Annotated in this window: 14 protein-coding genes; 7 read left to right on the forward strand and 7 right to left on the reverse strand. The window is 72.3% G+C overall.

What is annotated here, in order from left to right:
• Positions 1 to 89 precede the first annotated feature (89 nt).
• From VF289_RS00720 to VF289_RS00735, 4 genes are all read right to left on the reverse strand, one after another.
• On the reverse strand, positions 90 to 1694 hold the full coding sequence (locus VF289_RS00720) for a serine hydrolase domain-containing protein (RefSeq protein ID WP_330880089.1): 1605 nt from the start codon (positions 1692 to 1694) through the stop codon (positions 90 to 92).
• Between the two features lie 85 nt (positions 1695 to 1779).
• Positions 1780 to 2586 carry an SWIM zinc finger family protein gene (locus VF289_RS00725; protein WP_330880091.1) on the reverse strand — a complete coding sequence of 269 codons (807 nt, stop codon included), beginning with the start codon at positions 2584 to 2586 and terminating at the stop codon, positions 1780 to 1782.
• Complete coding sequence (locus VF289_RS00730; RefSeq protein ID WP_330880093.1) at positions 2583 to 5747, reverse strand: DEAD/DEAH box helicase; 3165 nt, start codon at positions 5745 to 5747, stop codon at positions 2583 to 2585. Before VF289_RS00730 ends, VF289_RS00725 begins: the two co-directional genes overlap by 4 nt.
• 96 nt (positions 5748 to 5843) lie before the next feature.
• Entirely contained in the window at positions 5844 to 7610 is a 1767-nt protein-coding gene (locus tag VF289_RS00735; RefSeq protein WP_330880095.1) for a chromosome partitioning protein, read from the reverse strand.
• A 114-nt stretch (positions 7611 to 7724) separates the two neighbouring features.
• Between VF289_RS00735 and VF289_RS00740 the strand changes: the two genes are divergently transcribed.
• A complete protein-coding gene (locus VF289_RS00740; RefSeq protein WP_330880097.1) occupies positions 7725 to 8492 on the forward strand; it encodes a protein phosphatase 2C domain-containing protein in 768 nt (255 codons plus the stop codon).
• A 679-nt stretch (positions 8493 to 9171) separates the two neighbouring features.
• On the opposite strand, the gene VF289_RS00745 is transcribed toward VF289_RS00740, so the two are convergent.
• Positions 9172 to 9930 carry a winged helix-turn-helix domain-containing protein gene (locus tag VF289_RS00745; protein WP_330880099.1) on the reverse strand — a complete coding sequence of 253 codons (759 nt, stop codon included), beginning with the start codon at positions 9928 to 9930 and terminating at the stop codon, positions 9172 to 9174.
• Positions 9931 to 10355: 425 nt separating this feature from the next.
• Positions 10356 to 10994: a uracil phosphoribosyltransferase gene (gene upp, locus VF289_RS00750; RefSeq protein WP_330880101.1), complete on the reverse strand. Its 639-nt coding sequence runs from the start codon at positions 10992 to 10994 to the stop codon at positions 10356 to 10358.
• 75 nt (positions 10995 to 11069) lie between these two features.
• Here upp and VF289_RS00755 point away from each other — a divergent pair, with 75 nt between their 5' ends.
• From VF289_RS00755 to tadA, 3 genes are read left to right on the forward strand one after another with little or no spacing between them, the layout of a single operon-like run.
• Positions 11070 to 12029, forward strand: a complete 960-nt coding sequence (locus VF289_RS00755; RefSeq protein WP_330880103.1) for a helix-turn-helix transcriptional regulator — start codon at positions 11070 to 11072, stop codon at positions 12027 to 12029.
• Positions 12026 to 12568, forward strand: a complete 543-nt coding sequence (locus VF289_RS00760) for a dihydrofolate reductase family protein (RefSeq protein WP_330880105.1) — start codon at positions 12026 to 12028, stop codon at positions 12566 to 12568. Before VF289_RS00755 ends, VF289_RS00760 begins: the two co-directional genes overlap by 4 nt.
• Positions 12569 to 12592: 24 nt before the next feature.
• On the forward strand, positions 12593 to 13054 hold the full coding sequence (gene tadA / locus VF289_RS00765; protein ID WP_330880107.1) for a tRNA adenosine(34) deaminase TadA: 462 nt from the start codon (positions 12593 to 12595) through the stop codon (positions 13052 to 13054).
• Between the two features lie 21 nt (positions 13055 to 13075).
• On the opposite strand, the gene VF289_RS00770 is transcribed toward tadA, so the two are convergent.
• Positions 13076 to 14185, reverse strand: coding sequence for a cystathionine gamma-lyase (locus VF289_RS00770; RefSeq protein WP_330880109.1), 1110 nt, complete (start codon positions 14183 to 14185; stop codon positions 13076 to 13078).
• 104 nt (positions 14186 to 14289) lie between these two features.
• Here VF289_RS00770 and VF289_RS00775 point away from each other — a divergent pair, with 104 nt between their 5' ends.
• The 3 genes from VF289_RS00775 (at position 14290) to VF289_RS00785 (ending at position 17035) form a co-directional block, all read left to right on the forward strand.
• A complete protein-coding gene (locus VF289_RS00775) occupies positions 14290 to 15078 on the forward strand; it encodes an ABC transporter ATP-binding protein (protein WP_330880110.1) in 789 nt (262 codons plus the stop codon).
• Positions 15075 to 15920, forward strand: a complete 846-nt coding sequence (locus tag VF289_RS00780) for an ABC transporter permease (protein WP_330880112.1) — start codon at positions 15075 to 15077, stop codon at positions 15918 to 15920. Before VF289_RS00775 ends, VF289_RS00780 begins: the two co-directional genes overlap by 4 nt.
• Before the next feature lie 89 nt (positions 15921 to 16009).
• The gene (locus VF289_RS00785; RefSeq protein WP_330880114.1) at positions 16010 to 17035 is read left to right on the forward strand and encodes an ABC transporter substrate-binding protein; all 1026 of its coding nucleotides are present in this window, start codon (positions 16010 to 16012) and stop codon (positions 17033 to 17035) included.
• The last annotated feature ends 2 nt before the right edge of the window (positions 17036 to 17037 follow it).

Raw genomic sequence — 17037 nt, forward strand, 5'->3', positions numbered from 1 at the left:
CGGCCGACCGCTGAGGCATCCACTGCGGTGCCTGCTGATGCCGTCCTGCGGCGTCCGCTGCGGTGGTCACGGCGGCGGGCTTCCTCCGCTCAGGAGACGGCGACCGCGGTCGTGTCCAGGGACTGCAGCAGCGCGCCGCGGCGCGGGTCCATGAGCAGCTCGATCCGCAGCGACAGCGCGCTGTCCCCGCCGCCCGGCACCGTCCAGCGCAGATGCGCCCGACTGAGCACCCGGGCGTCTCGCCCCCGCAGGCTCTCCAGCACCGAGGCGTCGAGACCCGCGGCCGCGAGGGCCGCCCGCAGCCGGCGCCGCCGCTCCTCCCGCGGGACGTCGAGATCCATGTTGTCCGCGAACCAGGCATCGGCCACCGAGTCGTCGTCGTCCCTCAGCCAGGTCAGCGCCGCCTCGGCGGCCTCGAGGGTGCGCGGGGCGGGGGTCACCGCACGCCGGGCGAGCAGCTCGGGCACCTCTCGCTGCAGGAGGCGCAGGGTCTGCAACGACAGCGGGGTGGCCGGGGCGTACTTCGAGTTCGCCAGCACCACCACGCCGACCCCGGAGTCGCGGTGCCAGACCATGAAGGATCCGTAGCCGGGGTAGCCGCCGGAGTGGGAGATGACCTCTCCCAGATCGGGGAAATGCTCCACGACCAGGCCGAAGCCGTAGCCGCGCACCCGGTCGAAGCCGGCGGAGGTGCGGGAGGGATCGTCCAGGTCCACCGGCAGGGGAGCCAGCCGCTGGTGGCGGTGCAGCTGCTGCATCTCGCGACGGGAGGCCGCGGCGAGGGGTCCAGCCGCGCGGGTGGCGGCGTCGGGCGCGGGCGCATCGGCCGCGGGTGCATCAGCTGCGGGGGCATCGGCCGCGGCGAGGAAGCGCGCCCAGGTCGCGATGTCGGCGGTGGTGGAGAACAGACCGGCCATCGCGCCGTACACGCCGGGGGAGTCCAGCGGGACGGGCTCGAAGCGGGTGGCGTCGGTGCGGTCGGCGAGTCGGTGGCCGGTGGCGAGGCGGGACGAGTCGATCTCGTCCGCGGACCAGCCGGTCGCGGTGAGCCCCAGCGGGTCCAGGAAGCGGCGACGGATCTCGTGGGTGTACTCGCTGCCGGTGACCTCGTCGATCACGCGTCCCAGCAGGGCGTAGCCGGTGTTGGAGTACTCGAAGCCGGTGCCGACGCGGTGCACGTGGCCCAGGCCCTCCCGCAGGGTCGCCGCGAACTCCTCGCGGGTCATCGCCTCCTGACGGTCGCCCCAGGGGTTGTCGGTCACCAGGCCGGCGCTCATGGTGAGCAGCTGGCGCAGGGTGGGCTCGCGCTCGTCGGCGGCGAGGTCGAAGGCCCTGGCGGCCTCGGGCACGTGGGCGGAGATCGGGTCGTCCAGGTGGAGCCGCCCCTCGTCCCGCAGCGCGAGGATCGTCGCGGCGGTGAAGGACTTCGTCATCGACGCGATGCGGGAGACGGTCGCGCCGTCCATCGGCCCGGAGCCCACCGCGGGGACGCCGCCCGCGAGCTCGCGATATCCGGCGGCACCCTGGGCCAGCACTGCCTGCTCGTGCGCGTGACCCCCGATGATCGCCCAGGTCACGCCGGCCGTCCGGTGCTCAGCGACCGCGTTGTCGAAGAGCGTGGCGATCGTCGCGATCGTGGCGGCGGGCAGGGTGGTGGTAGGCGGTGCGGGGGAGGAGTGGGTGGTCTCAGCCATGCCTTTCACTGTAGGGCCTGGAGGGGCCCAGGAGTCCCGGAGCCTCGGGGAGGGGACGGCGCAGATCGGGAGGTGCCGGAGCGGATCAGGAGTGGCCGGTGTAGAAGCGGTGGATGACGGCAGCGGCCTCCTCGCCGACCACCTCGATCAGCCGCGACGGGTCGGTGCGGGCGGGGTCGAAGGCGGCGGGTGGGGCAGCGGACTGCTCGCCGTCCTGGTCCGCATCGTCGCTGCGGTGCTCCTGCTCGCCAGCGCCCGCACCGACGGCCGCGTCCCCTCCTCCGGGCGCGCCCGCGCCCCCGCCCGGACCTCGGACCCCGTGCTCGCCGACGTCCGGATCCCGGGGGCCGCGCTCGGCGGGCGCTGCCGGGGCCGCCAGGTCCTCGAGCGAGATCCCCCGCAGGGTCAGCAGCAGCAGCGGCCTCTCGTCGACGGCCTCGACCAGCACATACAGCAGGGCTGAGACGTGCCGGCATGGCCCCGGCCAGTCCAGGCAGGAGCAGTCGTGGGTCAGCTCGGCCGCGTTCCGGGGCAGCAGGGAGACCTCCGAGGCGGCGAGCTCGGCCTCGATCTGCTGCGGATACTCGCCGCTCGCCAGGCGTGCCGGCAGCTCGGGATGCGTCCTGGCGACCTGCACGAACACCTGCCGGTCGTCCGGTCGGAGGGCGGGCAGCTCGAGACGGGCGTGGTAGAGCTCGCCGTCGGCGTCCAGCACGTCCCCGCGTGCCGCCCCTGCGTCCACATCCAGCCACTGCACCCGACCGGCGCGGGCGTCGGCCTTCCCGCGGCCCACCCGTGCGGGGCCCAGCAGGCGCTCGGCGCCGTCGCGCAGCGCGACCGCATGCCAGCTCTTCCCCACCGCGCCGCGGCGCGAGACCAGTTCGATGTTCACCGGCCCTCCTCATGGTCGTCGTCGAGGGCGAGCAGGCTCAGCAGCCGGTCGTCGTCCAGGGAGGCGAGCCACTCCTCGCCCGGGCCCACCGTCAGCTCCGCCAGCGCCTGCTTGTCCGAGAGCACGGTATCGATCTTCTCCTCCACCGTGCCGGCGCTGACCAGCTTGTTCACGCTGACGTCGCGGCGCTGGCCGATGCGGTAGGCACGGTCGGTGGCCTGGTTCTCCACGGCCGGGTTCCACCAGCGGTCCAGATGGACCACGTGGTTCGCGGCGGTGAGGGTGAGCCCGGTGCCGCCGGCGCGCAGGCTCAGCAGCATCAGCCCGGGCCGGTCGCGCTGCTCCTGGAACTCGGCGACCATCTGATCGCGGTCGCGCTTGGAGACCCCGCCGTGGAGGAAGGGGATGTCGATCCCGAACTCGGAGAATCTCTCCTGCCAGTACGGGACCAGCAGGTGCCCGAAGGTGGTGAACTGGGTGAACAGCAGCGCCTTCTGCCCTTCCTCGAAGGCCGTCTGCAGCAGGTCGTCGACCAGCTCGAGCTTGCCGGAGCGATGCTCGCCCTCGCGCACCAGCGGCGAGCCGTCCCCGAGGTAGTGGGCGGGATGGTTGCACACCTGCTTGAGGCGGGTGATGGCGGAGACCACCAGGGTGCGGCGCTGCTTCTCATCGGCGCCGTCGATCTGCGCCATGAGCTCGTCGACGATCGCCTCGTACAGTCCGGCCTGCTCGGGGGACAGGTTGACCACACGGGTGAGCTCGATCTTCTCCGGCAGGTCCTTGATGATCGTACGATCCGTCTTCAGGCGCCGCTGGATGAACGGGCCGGTGACGAGCTTCAGGCGGCTGATCGCGCCGCCGTCACCCTCCTCCTCGATGGGGTTCGCGATCCGCTCCTGGAAGCTCTTCGCGCTGCCCAGCAGGCCGGGGTTGACCACCTCCATCAGGGAGTGGAGGTCCGCGAGCCGGTTCTCCACCGGCGTGCCGGTCAGGGCGAGCCGGTGCGGGGCCTGCAGCGACCGGGCGGCCCGGGTGACCTGGGTGGCGGGAGTCTTGACGTGCTGGGCCTCGTCGAACACCAGCCGGTGCCAGGGCACTGCCGAGAGCACCGGCAGATCCCTCGCCAGCAGCGAGTAGGTGGTGATCACCAGGTCGAGATCCGCGGCGCCGGAGACGAAGGACTCGTCCCGCACCCGGTCTCCGCCGTGGTGGACGTGCACGGCCAGGTCCGGGGCGAAGGTCGCGGCCTCCCGCTGCCAGGCGCCCACCACGGACATCGGGCACACCAGCAGGGTGGGGCCGACGGGACCGGCGGGCGGTTCCTCGCGCGAGCCGTCGCGCCGCGGAGCGGGAAGCCCCTCCCGCTCGCGGCACAGCAGGGCGAGCACCTGCATCGTCTTGCCGAGCCCCATGTCATCGGCGAGGATCCCGCCGAGGTGCTGACGGTCCAGCGCCCACAGCCAGTTCAGGCCGTCGAGCTGATAGGGCCGCAGCGTGGCCTGCAGGCTGAGCGGCTGCGGATGGGGGAACGCGCCCGAGCCTCCGGGCATCAGCCGGGCCAGGCCGTTCCTTCCGCCCGCGAGCAGGGCGGTGACCCCGAAGTCGACGTCCGCGGCCTCGGGGGAGAGGACCAGCGAGAACATCTCCACCCACGGTGCCCGCCCCTCGACCTCGGCAGGGACGGGAGCGGGGTCCAGGGCCGTCGGGCCCGAAGGAGCCGGATACCCCGGGCCCGTCGCTGCGGCCGTCGACGGTCGGACCCCGCGCTGATCGTCGGGACCAGGTGAGGGTGCCGCACCTGCTCCAGCCCCCGGCGCGGGGCTGCCCGGAGCGCCCGTCGGCCGCTGCTCCTTCCGCTCGGAGCGAGTCCTGGACCCGAAGGCGTCGAGGAACTTCTCCGCGGCGCGCAGGGTGCTCGCATCCAGTCGCACCCACTGGCCGCGCAGCCGCACCAGCTCGGACTGCGCCTCGCGGATCTCCTCCATCTCCTCCTCGGTGAGCTCGGTCTCGCCCACGGCGACCCGCCAGCGGAAGGAGGCCATCGCGCCGAGCCCCACCCCGGAGCCCTTCCGCTCCCCGGGCTCCTCCTCGACCTCCTGCGGGCGCACGGAGGTCTTCTGCTTCGTCCAGTCGCGCGGCAGCAGCACCGTCACCCCGGCCTCCTCGAGCGCCGGGGTGTCCCGGGAGAGGAAGTCGGAGGCCTCGGCCGTGGTCAGCAGCCAGTCCACCCCGGTCTCGTCCACGGCCGCGCCACGCACCGTGGGCGCCAGGCGCATCACGGCGGCCGAGGCCTCGGCGGCGCCGGCGGTGGTGAGGTCGCCGACCGCGCGCAGGTCCGCGACCGGATGCACGGTCCCGTCGGCCTCCCGCAGGCAGGTCTGCAGCGGCCAGGCGGTCCCCACCGGCGGCTGGAACAGGCGGACCACCACCTCGCTGTCCCGGGAGGCGAGCTTCACGCCGGCGCGGCCGGAGTCCACCAGGGCGTCGAAGGCCGCGGTGAGACGGCGCTGGGTGGGCAGGTCCGCACGGAGCTCGCCCTCGTCGGCCAGCGCCCACAGCACGCCGTAGCGGTCCTGGGAGGGGGCCTCGGCACGGCGCAGGTGCGCCACGAAGGCGGCCCGGGCGTGTCCGTCGACCAGGGCGTGCAGCATCGGTGGGGCGTCCCTCTCGGGGGCGCGCCACTGCATCGTCGGCCGGCCTTGCCGCTCCGTCGCCCGCGCACGCAGGTGTCGCTTCTCGACGAGGGACTGCGCCCGCAGGTCCAGCACCGTCGCCGCCACCAGGTCCGGCATCGCGATCAGCTCGTCGGTGAGCCGAGCGGCGGCGCCGTCGGTGATCAGCGCCGCGAGATGCTCGGGCAGATCGTCGCCGAAGCGCTCCTCGAGCAGGGTGGTCGCCGCACCGACCAGAGCGATGAGCGAGGCGCCCGTGAGCGGCAGGGCGGGCACTCGGCGATCGCCGTCACGGCCAGGGATCCGCACCCGGTGGCGCAGCTGATCGGGGGCCTCGGCCAGCGCCTCGCGGATCCCTTCCGGGACCTCGCCGCGCAGCACGGTGAGATCCTCGAGCGCACGGGAACGGCCCGGCCCGGTCTGCTCCCGGATCCACAGTGCGGGGCCGAGATCCTCGTCGAGGACGAGGTGGAGTCGACGGACGGGCATGTGCTCAGACTATGCGCCGCGCCGGACGCCCGTGGGCCCGCGCCCCGCACTGTGGACGAGCGCTCGGAGCCCGTCGGTGACCTGGGCTGTCGAAGATCAGAGCCCGTCGATGATCAGGGCCGTCGCGTCGAGCCAGGCTTCCTTGGTCTTCGGGGAGATGCGCTCCCAGTCCAGGTGGGAGCCGTCGACGAACTGCTGCTCGTAGGGCACCTCGGTGACCGCCCGGGTGTGCGCCCCGAAGTGCGCGGTCAGGCGGTCCCGCAGCGTCGCGTCGAGCTTCCCCTTCGAGGAGTGGGACAGGATCGTCACCGCGTGATCGACCTGTTCCGCCAGGCCCGTCGCGCGCAGCTCGTCGATCATCCAGGCGGCGGCGTTGAAGGTGTCCTCGCGCACGGTCGAGACGATGACCAGCTGGTCCGCGTTCCGGACGGCCGCCAGCCAGTTCGAGGCGCGCACGTTGTTGCCCGTGTCGATGACCTTGATCCGGTAGAAGCGCGAGAGCGCGTCGTTCAGGTCCCCGAAGGCCCCGGCGTCGATGGAGGCCGCCGAGCCCGGGTCCTCGTCCGAGGCGAGGATGTCGAAGCGCATCGCGCCCTGCGGACGCACGTACGGGTCGAGGTCCGCGTTGGAGGCGTTCGGTGCGCGCAGGAGGTCGATGTCGTGCAGCAGGTCCACCGCGGTGCGGTGGTGGTCCGTGGGAATGCCGCGCCATCCCAGAGTGCCCCGGGTCTCGTTGTTGTCCCAGGCCAGCACGTTGCCGCCGCGGGTCACGCCGAGGGTCGCCGCGATCATCAGGGAGGCGGTGGTCTTGTGCGCGCCACCCTTGAGGTTCACGACGGCGACGTTGCGGGGCCCGTCCAGGGGGCGACGGATGCGCTCCAGACGCTCGGTCTCCATCCGCTCCCGCCGGCCCGGCCGCGGCGAGATCGCCCCACCGGTGACGCGGGTGATGAAGCCGGGGATACCACGGGTGGCCTTGAGGCGCTCGGGCTTGGAGGTCGAGGACTGCAGGTCCTGCAGGGTGGGCCGCGAGGCGTCCTTCTCGGGCAGGGTGCGGGCGGGCAGCGGCCGCTTGCGCAGCCGGGCGTCCTCCAGCTCGGCGGGATCGGCCGACGCGATGTGACCGGACTCTGCCGAGCCGGTCGAGGTCACCGCCCCCGAGGGTGCGACGGAGGCTGAGGCCGCTGACGGGCCGGAGCTCGCCGACGGTGCGGAGGGTGCTGACGGGGCGGACGGCGCGGACAGGGCGGAGCCCGCCGACGGCGCGGAGGCCGCCGATCCGGCGGTGCCTGCCGATGCCGCGGAGCCTGCGGAGGTCGCAGTGCCCGCGGACGTCGACGTGCCGGCCGACGCGGCGGAGCCGGCGGAGCCCGTCGGGGCCCCGGGCCCAGCGGTGGCAGCGGCCGACTGCGGGAGGGAGGAGGGCGGCATCGCGGCGGCCCGGCGACGGCGTGCGCCATGCGGACGCACGGCGGGCAGTTCCCCCGTGGCCGGCGATCCGATCGCCGCGTGCTCGCCGGTGGTGCGTCCCCGCAGTGCGGCCTGGTCGATCGAGCTGAGGTCGACGGTGTCGTCCGTGGGTGGGGCGATCAGCGGGTCGTCGAGCGCGGGGCCGTGCATCGGGCGGTCGTCCGCCTCGCGTCCCGTGATCCGTCCCGAGGGCTCGACCCGCAGGTGATGGCGCACACCGGGCTCGACGATGACCACATCGAGGTTCTCGTCGGCGCCCTTGGCCGTGGTGATGAAGACCTGCTTGACGCGATCCCGGATCTCCGGCAGATCTGCGCCGGAGACCTCGACGGTCTCCTCGGCGAGGTGCACGGTGGCAGTCGTGTCGGAGGTGATCCGCGCCTGCGCGATCATCTGGGTTCCTTCCGCGTCCTGGGCGCCGCGTCCCCAGGGGCCGCGGCATGGTCCGTGGACACTCTACGGGCGCTGAGGCCCGAGCCCCCGCCCGAACCTGCCTACAGTGGCGGCGTGCACACCACAATGCTGAGCATCCCTGCGGGCTCCGGCGCCAACGAGGACGCCGGGGGCGTGCTGGGTCAGGTCGCCGTGGTCCTGGACGGGGCGGGTGTGCCGGCGAGATTCCGGGCAGGCTGCCGCCACAGCGTCGCCTGGTTCTCCCACACCCTCGCCGCCCGCCTGCTCGGCCGCGCTCAGGACCCGTCGCTGCCGCTCCGTGCGGCCCTGGCAGGTGCCATCGAGGAGGTGCGCTCGCTCCACGAGCGCGAGTGCGAGCTGGATCGGGGCGGCCCCTCGGCCACCGTGGTGGCGGTGCGCTGCACACCGGAGGCCGTCGAGCACCTCGTGCTGTGCGACTCCTCGCTCCTGCTCGAGAGGACGGGCGAGGGGGCGGGGACCGCCGTGACACGACTGACCGACCTCCGGGTCGATGACGTGGTGAGGGAGGAGGGGGACGCCGTGGCGATCGAGGCCCGCCGCAATGCTCCCGGTGGCTTCTGGGTGGCCCGTCATGAGCCCGAGGCGGCCGCCCAGGCCCTGGTGGGCAGCATGCCGCGCGACTCCCTGCGTGCAGTGCACCTGGTCTCCGACGGGGTCACGCGCACGGTCGACCTGCTGGGGATGCACGACGACTCCTCCCTCGCCGCCGCCCTGCGTGAGGAGCCGCACGCCCTGCTGGACCGGCTCCGGAGGCAGGAGTCGCTCCTGCCGGTCGGTCAGCGCCCGCGCAAACTGCATGATGATGCGACGGTGCTCACAATTTCTCTGGATGATCGCTGAGGATTCTGCACGATCGGGGTCGAGCGGCCGCTCGCGGGCCGGTGGCGAAATCGGGCTAAACGGACAGGTCGCAGCGCCGGAAGTGCGGTCCCGCCTCACTGTTTTGTGCGCCCATGACGAAGGGTTGAGGTGCGGAACACTTAGGATCACCTGTCCAGGATCCTGCATGTCACCTGCGAAAACATGGAGTGTCGGCGCGTTTACAGCAACCGACGGAGGGCCTAGACTCGGTGCCACGACGCGATCGCCCCTCGGGGTGGCCGTCGCCGAAGGTCCCGGGGCCCGTTCCCCGGATCGCCTGGTACGCTTCCGGATGTCGGAAGACGTTGAAAATTTTATAGATGTGCCGTTCCTCAAGACCCCCCTCATGGGGAGCGGCCGGACGGGCACCATGCCAGGTTCCCCCACCTTTGGCAGCCCGTCCAGCCTGTTCGCCCGCACCCACCCCTGACGGACGACAGGCCTGATGAGCGGTCCGTGAGCCCCCGACGATGTCGGTTGAGTGCTCCGGGCCGCTCGTCGCTTTTCAGCGCAGGCTTCCTGCCGCAGACTTCCACCGCAGCCCGACTCCATTGCCGCAGCCCGGCCCCGGTGCTGCAGCGCGGTCCCGACCCGTCGCGGCGGCCGGAGCCGCAGCAGCGGCTCATGCCCCGCTGCGGCTCCGGCTGCGTGTCCCGCCTCAGACTCCCTGCAGGATCGCGACGTCGCTGCCCGGGTCCAGGCGGTAGCCTGCCCCGCGCACCGTCGAGATCAGACGGCGGTAGCGGCCCAGCTTGGTGCGCACGCGGCGCACGTGCACATCGACCGTGCGCTCGCCGGTGTCCTCGGGCGCCTCGGCCCAGACCGTCTCCATGAGCTCGGTCCGCGAGATGGTCCGACGCGCGTCGCGGGCCAGCTGCGCGAGCAGCTCGAACTCCTTGTAGGTGAAGTCCACGTCCTGCCCGTCGATCCGGACGCGCCGGCCGAACAGGTCGATGACCAGGCTGTCGTCGGGCGCGACGGACGGGCTGGAGGGGCTCACCGCTGTCGCCTGCAGGGCGCGGCGACGCGCGGCCTCCGCATCCCGGCGGGCGGGCGAGTTGGGCGAGACCACGCCGGTGCGGCGCGGACGCAGCGGGCTCACCGCGGCAGCACCCTGCTCGCGCGGAGGCAGGGTGCGGGCGGCGGCACGACCGGTGGCGGCGAAGGCGTGCGGGCTGTTGACCGCCACCGTCGTGCGACCGTCGCGGGCGGCGACCAGGCGCTGGGCCCGGGTGCGCAGCTCATCGGCGATCAGCGCCGTCTCGACGTCGCCGGTGCCGGAGGGAAGGGTGACGGTCACGGTGATGGTGACGGCGTCCTCCGTCGGGCGCGGACGGGAGGTGCCGGCGCGGTGCAGGGGGCGCAGAGCGGGGCGGAGGTCGGTGCGGGGGGCGGGGCGATCCAGGATGGCAGTCATGATGCGAGTTCTCCGAGGTGCGGCGCGGAATGCGCGGCGGCTGGTGGACCCGGGATCCCTGGGATCGACGCCCGCAGGCGGATCATTCAGGGGTGTGCTCCCGGTAGCACCTGGAGCCCGCGTCTTCCGACCGGCTCCTGTCAGCCGATCTCGGAGGAGTCGTGAGCGCTCAGAGGCTCGGCTGACGATGCATCATCGGCATCATCATCATGGACATCATCGAGCGCATCGCGGAGCGGACCACCCGGCGGGTGATCTCGCGGAACGCGGCGTTCGTGGTCATGGGAAGAGCATGACCCTCACCCGCCGACAGGGCAAGAGGGTGTTCACAGTGTGAAACGCGGCAGGCCTGGGGCGGCTCCTGGAACGTACGACGCGCCGCCCCCGAGCGGGGACGGCGCGTGCAGCGGGACTGCCGCGGTCGGTCAGTCGACGACGCCGAAGAGGCGATCGCCCGCGTCGCCCAGGCCGGGCACGATGTAACCGTTCTCGTCGAGCCTCTCGTCGATCGCGGCGGTGACGATGGTGAGGTCGATGGAGGGATCGATCTGCTTCTCCATCGCCGCGAGACCCTCGGGGGCGGCCAGCAGGGTCACGCAGGTGATGTCGCGGGCGCCGCGCTCGTGCAGGTACTCGCAGGAGGCGATGAGGGTGTTCCCGGAGGCGAGCATCGGATCCAGCACGAAGCACTGGCGGCCCGAGAGATCATCCGGCAGGCGGTTCGCGTAGGTCGTGACCTCGAGCGTCTCGTCATTGCGGACCATGCCCAGGAAGCCCACCTCGGCGGTGGGGAGCAGGCGGGTGAGGCCGTCGAGCATGCCGAGGCCGGCGCGCAGGATCGGCACCACCATCGGCTTGGGATTGGTGAGCCGGGTGCCGGTCATCGTGGTCACCGGGGTCTCGATCTCCGCCGGTGCGACGGCGACGTTGCGGGTCGCCTCATAGGCCAGCAGGGTCACCAGCTCGTCGGCGAGCTGGCGGAACACCGAGGAGTGGGTGGCGCGATTGCGCAGCACCGACAGCTTGTGGGCGACGAGGGGGTGGTCGATCTCGAGAACGCGCATGGGGCTGAATCTACCGGACACGAGGACCGCAAGAACGGTCGGGCGCGGGGGCCGGTTCCTCCCGATACTGGAGACATGACCGACAGCGATCCCCTCCGCCGATTGCTGGACGCCGTTCTCGAGGACGGGGACGGCTCCCTCGCCGGCATGGCGGCCGGTGCCCACCTCTCCCCCTTCCACTTCCAGCGCACGGTGCGCTCCGCCGCCCGAGAGAGCCCGACGGCGATCCGCCGACGGGTGCTGCTCGAGCGCGCCGCCTGGCAGCTGCAGCGCGGCTCCTCCGTCACGGACGCCGCCCTCGGTGCCGAGTTCGATTCGGTCGACGGCTTCGCCCGCGCGTTCCGTCGGGCCTACGGCTGTGCACCCTCGCAGCTGCCGGCGGCCGCCGAGCGCGGTCACTGGCTGCCGGCACCCAACGGACTGCACTTCCATGCGCCCGCCGTGCTCTACGCCGAGGCGGGGGAGCGGCGCGAGGACTCCACGGGCGAGGTGACCGCGCTGCTGGTCGAGCACGACCTCGAGGACGTCGAGGCTCTGCTCGGCGTCGCCGAGCAGCTGGATGCGCAGGCGCTGGGCCGGGTGCGGATGCGCGGCCACGCCCCGCGCCCCTTCGACGGGCCCGAGGAGTCCATCGCCCAGACCGTCCACCATCTTGTGCTCAGCCGGGAGCCCTGGCTGGCCAGCATCGCGGGGGAGGTGATGCCGCCCGAGCTGTCAACCCTCGCCGTCCCGATCACGGGGCGCGATGTGGCGGCGCTGCGCGAACGGCACCGACGCTCGGCCCCCCGCTGGCTGGCGATGGTGCGCGAGGTGCAGCGGCGCGGAGCCTGGTCGGACCGGGTGATCGACGCGCTGTGCGAACCGCCCGAGAGCTTCCTGCTCAGCCAGATCCTCGCCCACGAGCTCACCTTCTCCGCCCACCGCCGCCAGAGCCTGCGCTGGATGCTCGCCGACGCCGGTGCGGACCTCACCGACCCCGCCCTCGACCCCGACCCGATCCTCTGGCACCGCCGACGCACAGGAGACCAGCCATGACCCGCTACCGCTACTACACCGCCACCACCCTCGACGGCTTCCTCGCCGACGAGCACGACTCCCTGGACTGGCTGCTCTCGCAGCCCACGGGGGAGGACAGCATCCTCCCGTACGAGACGTTCCTCGCCGACATCGGCGCCATCGTCGCCGGGCGCACCACCTACCAGTGGGTGCGCGAGCACGAGGGCACGGTCGAGGGCGCGTGGGTCTTCACCCAGCCCACCTTCCTGTTCACCCACCGCGGTCTCGGCGAGGTGCCGGACGGCATCACCGCGGTCTCCGGCGACCCCGCCGACCACCGTGCCGCGCTCGAGGCCGCAGCCGACGGGAAGGACGTGTGGATCGTCGGCGGCGGCGATCTCGCCGCGCAGTTCGCGCGCGCCGGGATGCTCGACGAGGTCTTCGTCTCGATCGCCCCGGTCACCCTCGGCGCCGGGAAGCCGCTGCTCGGCGGGCGGGTCGACCTCGAGCTGCTCGAGCACGGCATCAACGGCGCACTGCTCGAGGCGCGCTACAAGGTGGTGGGCGAACGGGCCTGAGGCCGCGCACGGGACAATGGCCCCATGACCGATGACGAGCTGATGGGCCTGGCGATCGACGAGGCGCGGGCGGCCGCCGATCGCGAACCGGCCGATGTCCCCATCGGCGCGGTCGTCGTCGGCGCCGACGGCACGGTGCTCGCGCGGGCCGGGAACCGCCGCGAGGCCGACGAGGACCCCACCGCCCACGCCGAGATCCTCGCTCTGCGCCGCGCCGCCGAGGCCACCGGGCGCTGGAACCTCACCGGCTGCACCCTCGTGGTCACCCTCGAGCCGTGCACCATGTGCGCGGGCGCGATCGTGCTGGCCCGGACGCAGCGGGTCGTCGTCGGCGCCATGGACCCCAAGGCCGGGGCCGCTGGTTCCCTCTACGACCTGGTCCGGGAGCCGCGGCTGAACCACCGGGTCGAGCTCACCACGGGAGTGCGCGGCGAGGAATGCGGTGACCTGCTGCGGGAGTTCTTCCGCGCCCGTCGCGCTCGCTGAGAGCGGGCGGATCAGCGCAGGTCAGTGCTGGGCGCGCAGTGCCTCGTCGAGGTCGTGCCACAGCGCCTCCGTCGGCTCGCAGCCCACGGAGAGGCGCACGAATCCGCCCGGGACCGCATCGCCCCAGCGGGCGCGGCGCTCGCCGGAGGTGTGGACACCGCCGAAGCTCGTCGCCGGCACCACCAGTCGGGCTGCGGCGAGGAACCGCTCGGCCGCGTCCTCGCCGGCGAGCGTGATCCCGATCAGCGAGCCGGCGCGCGCCATCTGCCGCGCGGCGAGCTCCCGCTGCGGATGATCCTCGAGCCCCGGATGGACCACGGCGACCACGGCCGGATGCTCGGCGAGCCGTTCGGCGAGCACCTGGGCGCTCGTGCACATCCGGTCGAAGCGCAGCTCGAGGGTCTCCAGCCCGCGGTGGACCAGCCAGGTCTCGAGCTGGCCCGGGATGCCCCCGGCGAGCGTGCGCCATTCGCGCACCCGCTCGAGCACTCGCGGATCGCGGCTCGCGACATGGCCGAGCAGCGCGTCGGAGTGGCCGTTCGGGGCCTTCGTGTCCGAGGCGACCACCACGTCCGCACCGAGATCCAGGGGGCGCTGGCCGAGCGGGGTGAGAGTCGTGTTGTCCACGACCACGAGCGCCCCGGCGGCGTGCGCCCGCGCGGAGACCTCGGCGATGTCGCACAGGTCCAGCCCGGGGTTCGAGGGCGTCTCGACGAGGACGAGGGCGAAGCCGGAGAGGTCCTGGTGGGCGTACTCGGCCGTCTTCCGCAGCACCACCTCGACGCCCGCCGGGGCCAGGAACCGCTCGGCGAAGGAACGGGTGGCGTAATAGCCGTCGGAGGGGAGCAGCACCCGGTCGCCGCTCGTCAGATGCGTCAGCAGCACCGCCGAGATCGCCGCCATGCCGGAGGGGACGACCACCGTCTCGGCCTGCTCGAGGATCCCGAGCGCCTGCTCGAGCGCGGACCAGGTGGGGGTGCCTGCCCGGCCGTAGGTGAACGGGGCGTCCGTGGTGCCCGGGAGCGCGAAGGTGCTCGCGGGGGTCAGCGGCAGGGCGATCGGGACGCCCGCGGGGAGGTCTGCCACGTGGTGGTGGAGCATCTCGGCGGGAAGGAAGGAGTGCGGATCCATGGGCACCATGATGCGCCCTCCGGCGTCCGAGGCATGGGCGCGGCGTCTCGCCATTCGAACCACGGAGATACAGTGGCGCGGTCGCAGGCACGTCGAGGAGCACCATGAACACAGAGGCATCGGCATCGACCGTCGTCGCGGAGAACGTCTCGAAGGTCTTCTTCTCGGGCGGTGATCCCGTGTGGGCGCTCGAGGACTTCTCACTGACTCTCGAGCCGGGGTCCTTCACCTGCATCGTCGGTCCCTCCGGCTGCGGGAAGTCCACCTTCCTGCGGATCCTCGGCGGGCTCGAGGAGCGCACCGTGGGCACGGTGACGATGCCCGAGCAGGAGCAGCGGATCCCGGCGGCGTTCGTGTTCCAGGAGCACGGCGTCTTCCCCTGGATGACGGTGCTGGACAACATCGGATTCGGCCTGCGGATGAGCGGACTGGGGAAGGCGGCGCGCACCGGCATCGCACGTGACTGGCTCAGCCGGGTGCGGCTGGACGACTTCGCCGATGCCTACCCCCACCAGCTCTCCGGCGGCATGCGCCAGCGGGTCGCGATCGCCCGTGCCTTTGCGACCGGGTCCCCGCTGCTGCTGATGGACGAGCCGCTCGGCGCGCTCGATGCCCAGACCCGCATGCTCATGCAGGAGGAGCTCATCGCCCTGTGGGAGCAGGAGCGCAAGACGGTCCTGATGGTCACCCACGACATCGACGAGGCGATCATCCTCTCGGACCGCGTGATCGTGATGTCCGGCCGTCCCGGCACCCTGCGCGAGGACATCACCGTCCCCTTCGAGCGTCCGCGCTCCGTCGACATCGAACGCACCCCCGAGTTCAGCGAACTGCGCTCCCGCATCTGGAACCTGCTGCGCGAGGACGCCCGCACCGCCGAGGAGACCGCATGAGCACCACCGACACCTCCGCGAGCCTCGATCGCGAGCAGCGCACCCTCGTCGCCGCCACCGCGCAGCGCGCCCGCGAACGCTCCCTGGCCACCCGTGACCTGGTGCTGTCGATCATCACCCCGATCCTGCTGCTCGTGCTGTGGGAGCTCAGCGCCCGCGGCCAGATCATCGATCCGCGCTTCTTCCCGCCGCCCACGCAGATCCTCACCGCCGGGTACGAGATGATCCTCGACGGCGAGCTGTGGATGCACACCGCCCCCACCCTGATGCGACTGTTCGTGGGCGGAGGCCTCGGGGCGCTCGCCGGTATCGTGGTGGGCCTGCTGATGGGCTCCTCCCGGGCGCTGAACGCGGCGCTCGGCCCGCTGTTCTCGGCCCTCTACCCGCTGCCGAAGATCGCGATCTTCCCGATCCTGCTGATGATCTTCGGCCCCACCGAGCTGCCGAAGATCATCGCGGTCTTCATCACCACCTTCTTCATCATGCAGATCAACACCGTCTCCGGCGTGTGGGCGATCGACCGCAAGCTGCTCGAGGCGGGCGCCGCCTACGGTGCGCGAGGCTTCGACCGCTTCCGTTTCGTGGTGCTGCCCGGCGCGATGCCCTTCGTGTTCTCCGGGCTGAAGACGGCCACCGGCACCGCCGTCGTGGTGGTCACCGCGGTCGAGTTCACCGGAGCGACCACGACCGGCCTGGGCTATCTGATCTGGAACTCCTGGCAGCTGTTCATCCCGGAGAAGCTGTATGTCGGGCTGGTGGTGATCGGCGTCATCGGCGCCACCGTCACCACGCTGCTGAGCCGCTCGGAGAAGCTGCTGCTGCCCTGGCGCCGAGAGCGCTGACCCGCTCGCCGGAAGCACGTCGCCTCAAGAACCAGAGCCCCATCCCAGAGGCTCCCACCCACCCGAAGACCCCTGCATAGGAGCATGTCATGCGTCGTCGTACCCTTCTGTCCCTCGCCTCCGCGAGCGCCCTGGGCGGAGCACTGGCCGCCTGCGGCTCCGCCGTCACCGGTGAGGATCCTGCCGCCGGCGGCGCCGACGGGTCCGGCACCGTGCGCGTCGGTCACCTGCCCTCGGCACTGTTCTCCCCGCTGTACGTCGCGGACTCGATGGGCTACTTCGAGGAGGAGGGCATCACCCTCGAGCTCACCCCGCTGAAGTCCGGGCAGGACGGCATCCCGATGCTCTCCAACAACCAGCTCGACGTGATGGTCGCGGGCTTCAGCGCAGGCATGTTCAACGCGCTCGAGCAGGGGCTCGCCTTCAAGGTCGTCGGCTCGATGGGCATCTCCCCGGGCGACCCCGAGAGCTCTCCCACCGCCCTCGAGGTCCGTCAGGAGCTCATCGACGACGGCTCGGTCGCCTCCGTCGCGGATCTCAAGGGTCGCACCATCGGCGTCGCCGGCGGCCCCGGCGCGACCGGCGGCTACCTGCTCGCGGCGATGCTCGAGGAAGGCGGCCTGACCCTGGCCGACGTGGAGATCTCCAACCTCTCCACCCCCGACCAGGAGCCCGCCATCACCAACGGTTCGGTCGACGCGGCGACCCCCTCCGCGCCCTTCTCCACCTCGATGGAGGAGGCGGGCGTGGCCTCGCCGATCGCGGTCCCCGCGCAGGGCACCACCGGCACCGGCGTGATCTACTCCGAGACCTTCGTGGGTGCGGAGCTCGCCCAGGGCTTCTTCACCGCCCTGACCCGCGGCGCCCAGGAGCTCTCGGAGGACGGCGTCCAGACCGATGAGGTCTACCAGATCCTCGCCGACACCCTCGGCCAGGAGATCGACGTGCTCAAGGCCTCGCCGATGTACACCTACCTGCCGGACCTCGCGCCGCAGCCCGATCAGCTCGAGGCGATGCAGGCCGCCTGGATCCAGGCGGACCAGATCACCTACACCGAGCCGCTCGAGGTCACCGGGATCGTGGACGCGAGCTTCGCGGAGAACTCCGCCGGCTGAGG

Source organism: Brachybacterium sp., from assembly GCF_036379615.1.
Classification (GTDB): domain Bacteria; phylum Actinomycetota; class Actinomycetes; order Actinomycetales; family Dermabacteraceae; genus Brachybacterium.

Excerpts from the sequence above, each read along its gene's own strand:
- VF289_RS00775 (WP_330880110.1), top strand. The coding sequence starts at position 14,290 with ATGAACACAGAGGCATCGGCATCGACCGTCGTCGCGGAGAACGTCTCG.
- VF289_RS00785 (WP_330880114.1), top strand. The coding sequence starts at position 16,010 with ATGCGTCGTCGTACCCTTCTGTCCCTCGCCTCCGCGAGCGCCCTGGGC.
- VF289_RS00770 (WP_330880109.1), bottom strand. The coding sequence starts at position 14,185 with ATGGATCCGCACTCCTTCCTTCCCGCCGAGATGCTCCACCACCACGTG.
- VF289_RS00780 (WP_330880112.1), top strand. The coding sequence starts at position 15,075 with ATGAGCACCACCGACACCTCCGCGAGCCTCGATCGCGAGCAGCGCACC.
- tadA (WP_330880107.1), top strand. The coding sequence starts at position 12,593 with ATGACCGATGACGAGCTGATGGGCCTGGCGATCGACGAGGCGCGGGCG.
- VF289_RS00720 (WP_330880089.1), bottom strand. The coding sequence starts at position 1,694 with ATGGCTGAGACCACCCACTCCTCCCCCGCACCGCCTACCACCACCCTG.
- VF289_RS00755 (WP_330880103.1), top strand. The coding sequence starts at position 11,070 with ATGACCGACAGCGATCCCCTCCGCCGATTGCTGGACGCCGTTCTCGAG.
- upp (WP_330880101.1), bottom strand. The coding sequence starts at position 10,994 with ATGCGCGTTCTCGAGATCGACCACCCCCTCGTCGCCCACAAGCTGTCG.
- VF289_RS00760 (WP_330880105.1), top strand. The coding sequence starts at position 12,026 with ATGACCCGCTACCGCTACTACACCGCCACCACCCTCGACGGCTTCCTC.
- VF289_RS00735 (WP_330880095.1), bottom strand. The coding sequence starts at position 7,610 with ATGATCGCGCAGGCGCGGATCACCTCCGACACGACTGCCACCGTGCAC.
- VF289_RS00730 (WP_330880093.1), bottom strand. The coding sequence starts at position 5,747 with ATGCCCGTCCGTCGACTCCACCTCGTCCTCGACGAGGATCTCGGCCCC.
- VF289_RS00745 (WP_330880099.1), bottom strand. The coding sequence starts at position 9,930 with ATGACTGCCATCCTGGATCGCCCCGCCCCCCGCACCGACCTCCGCCCC.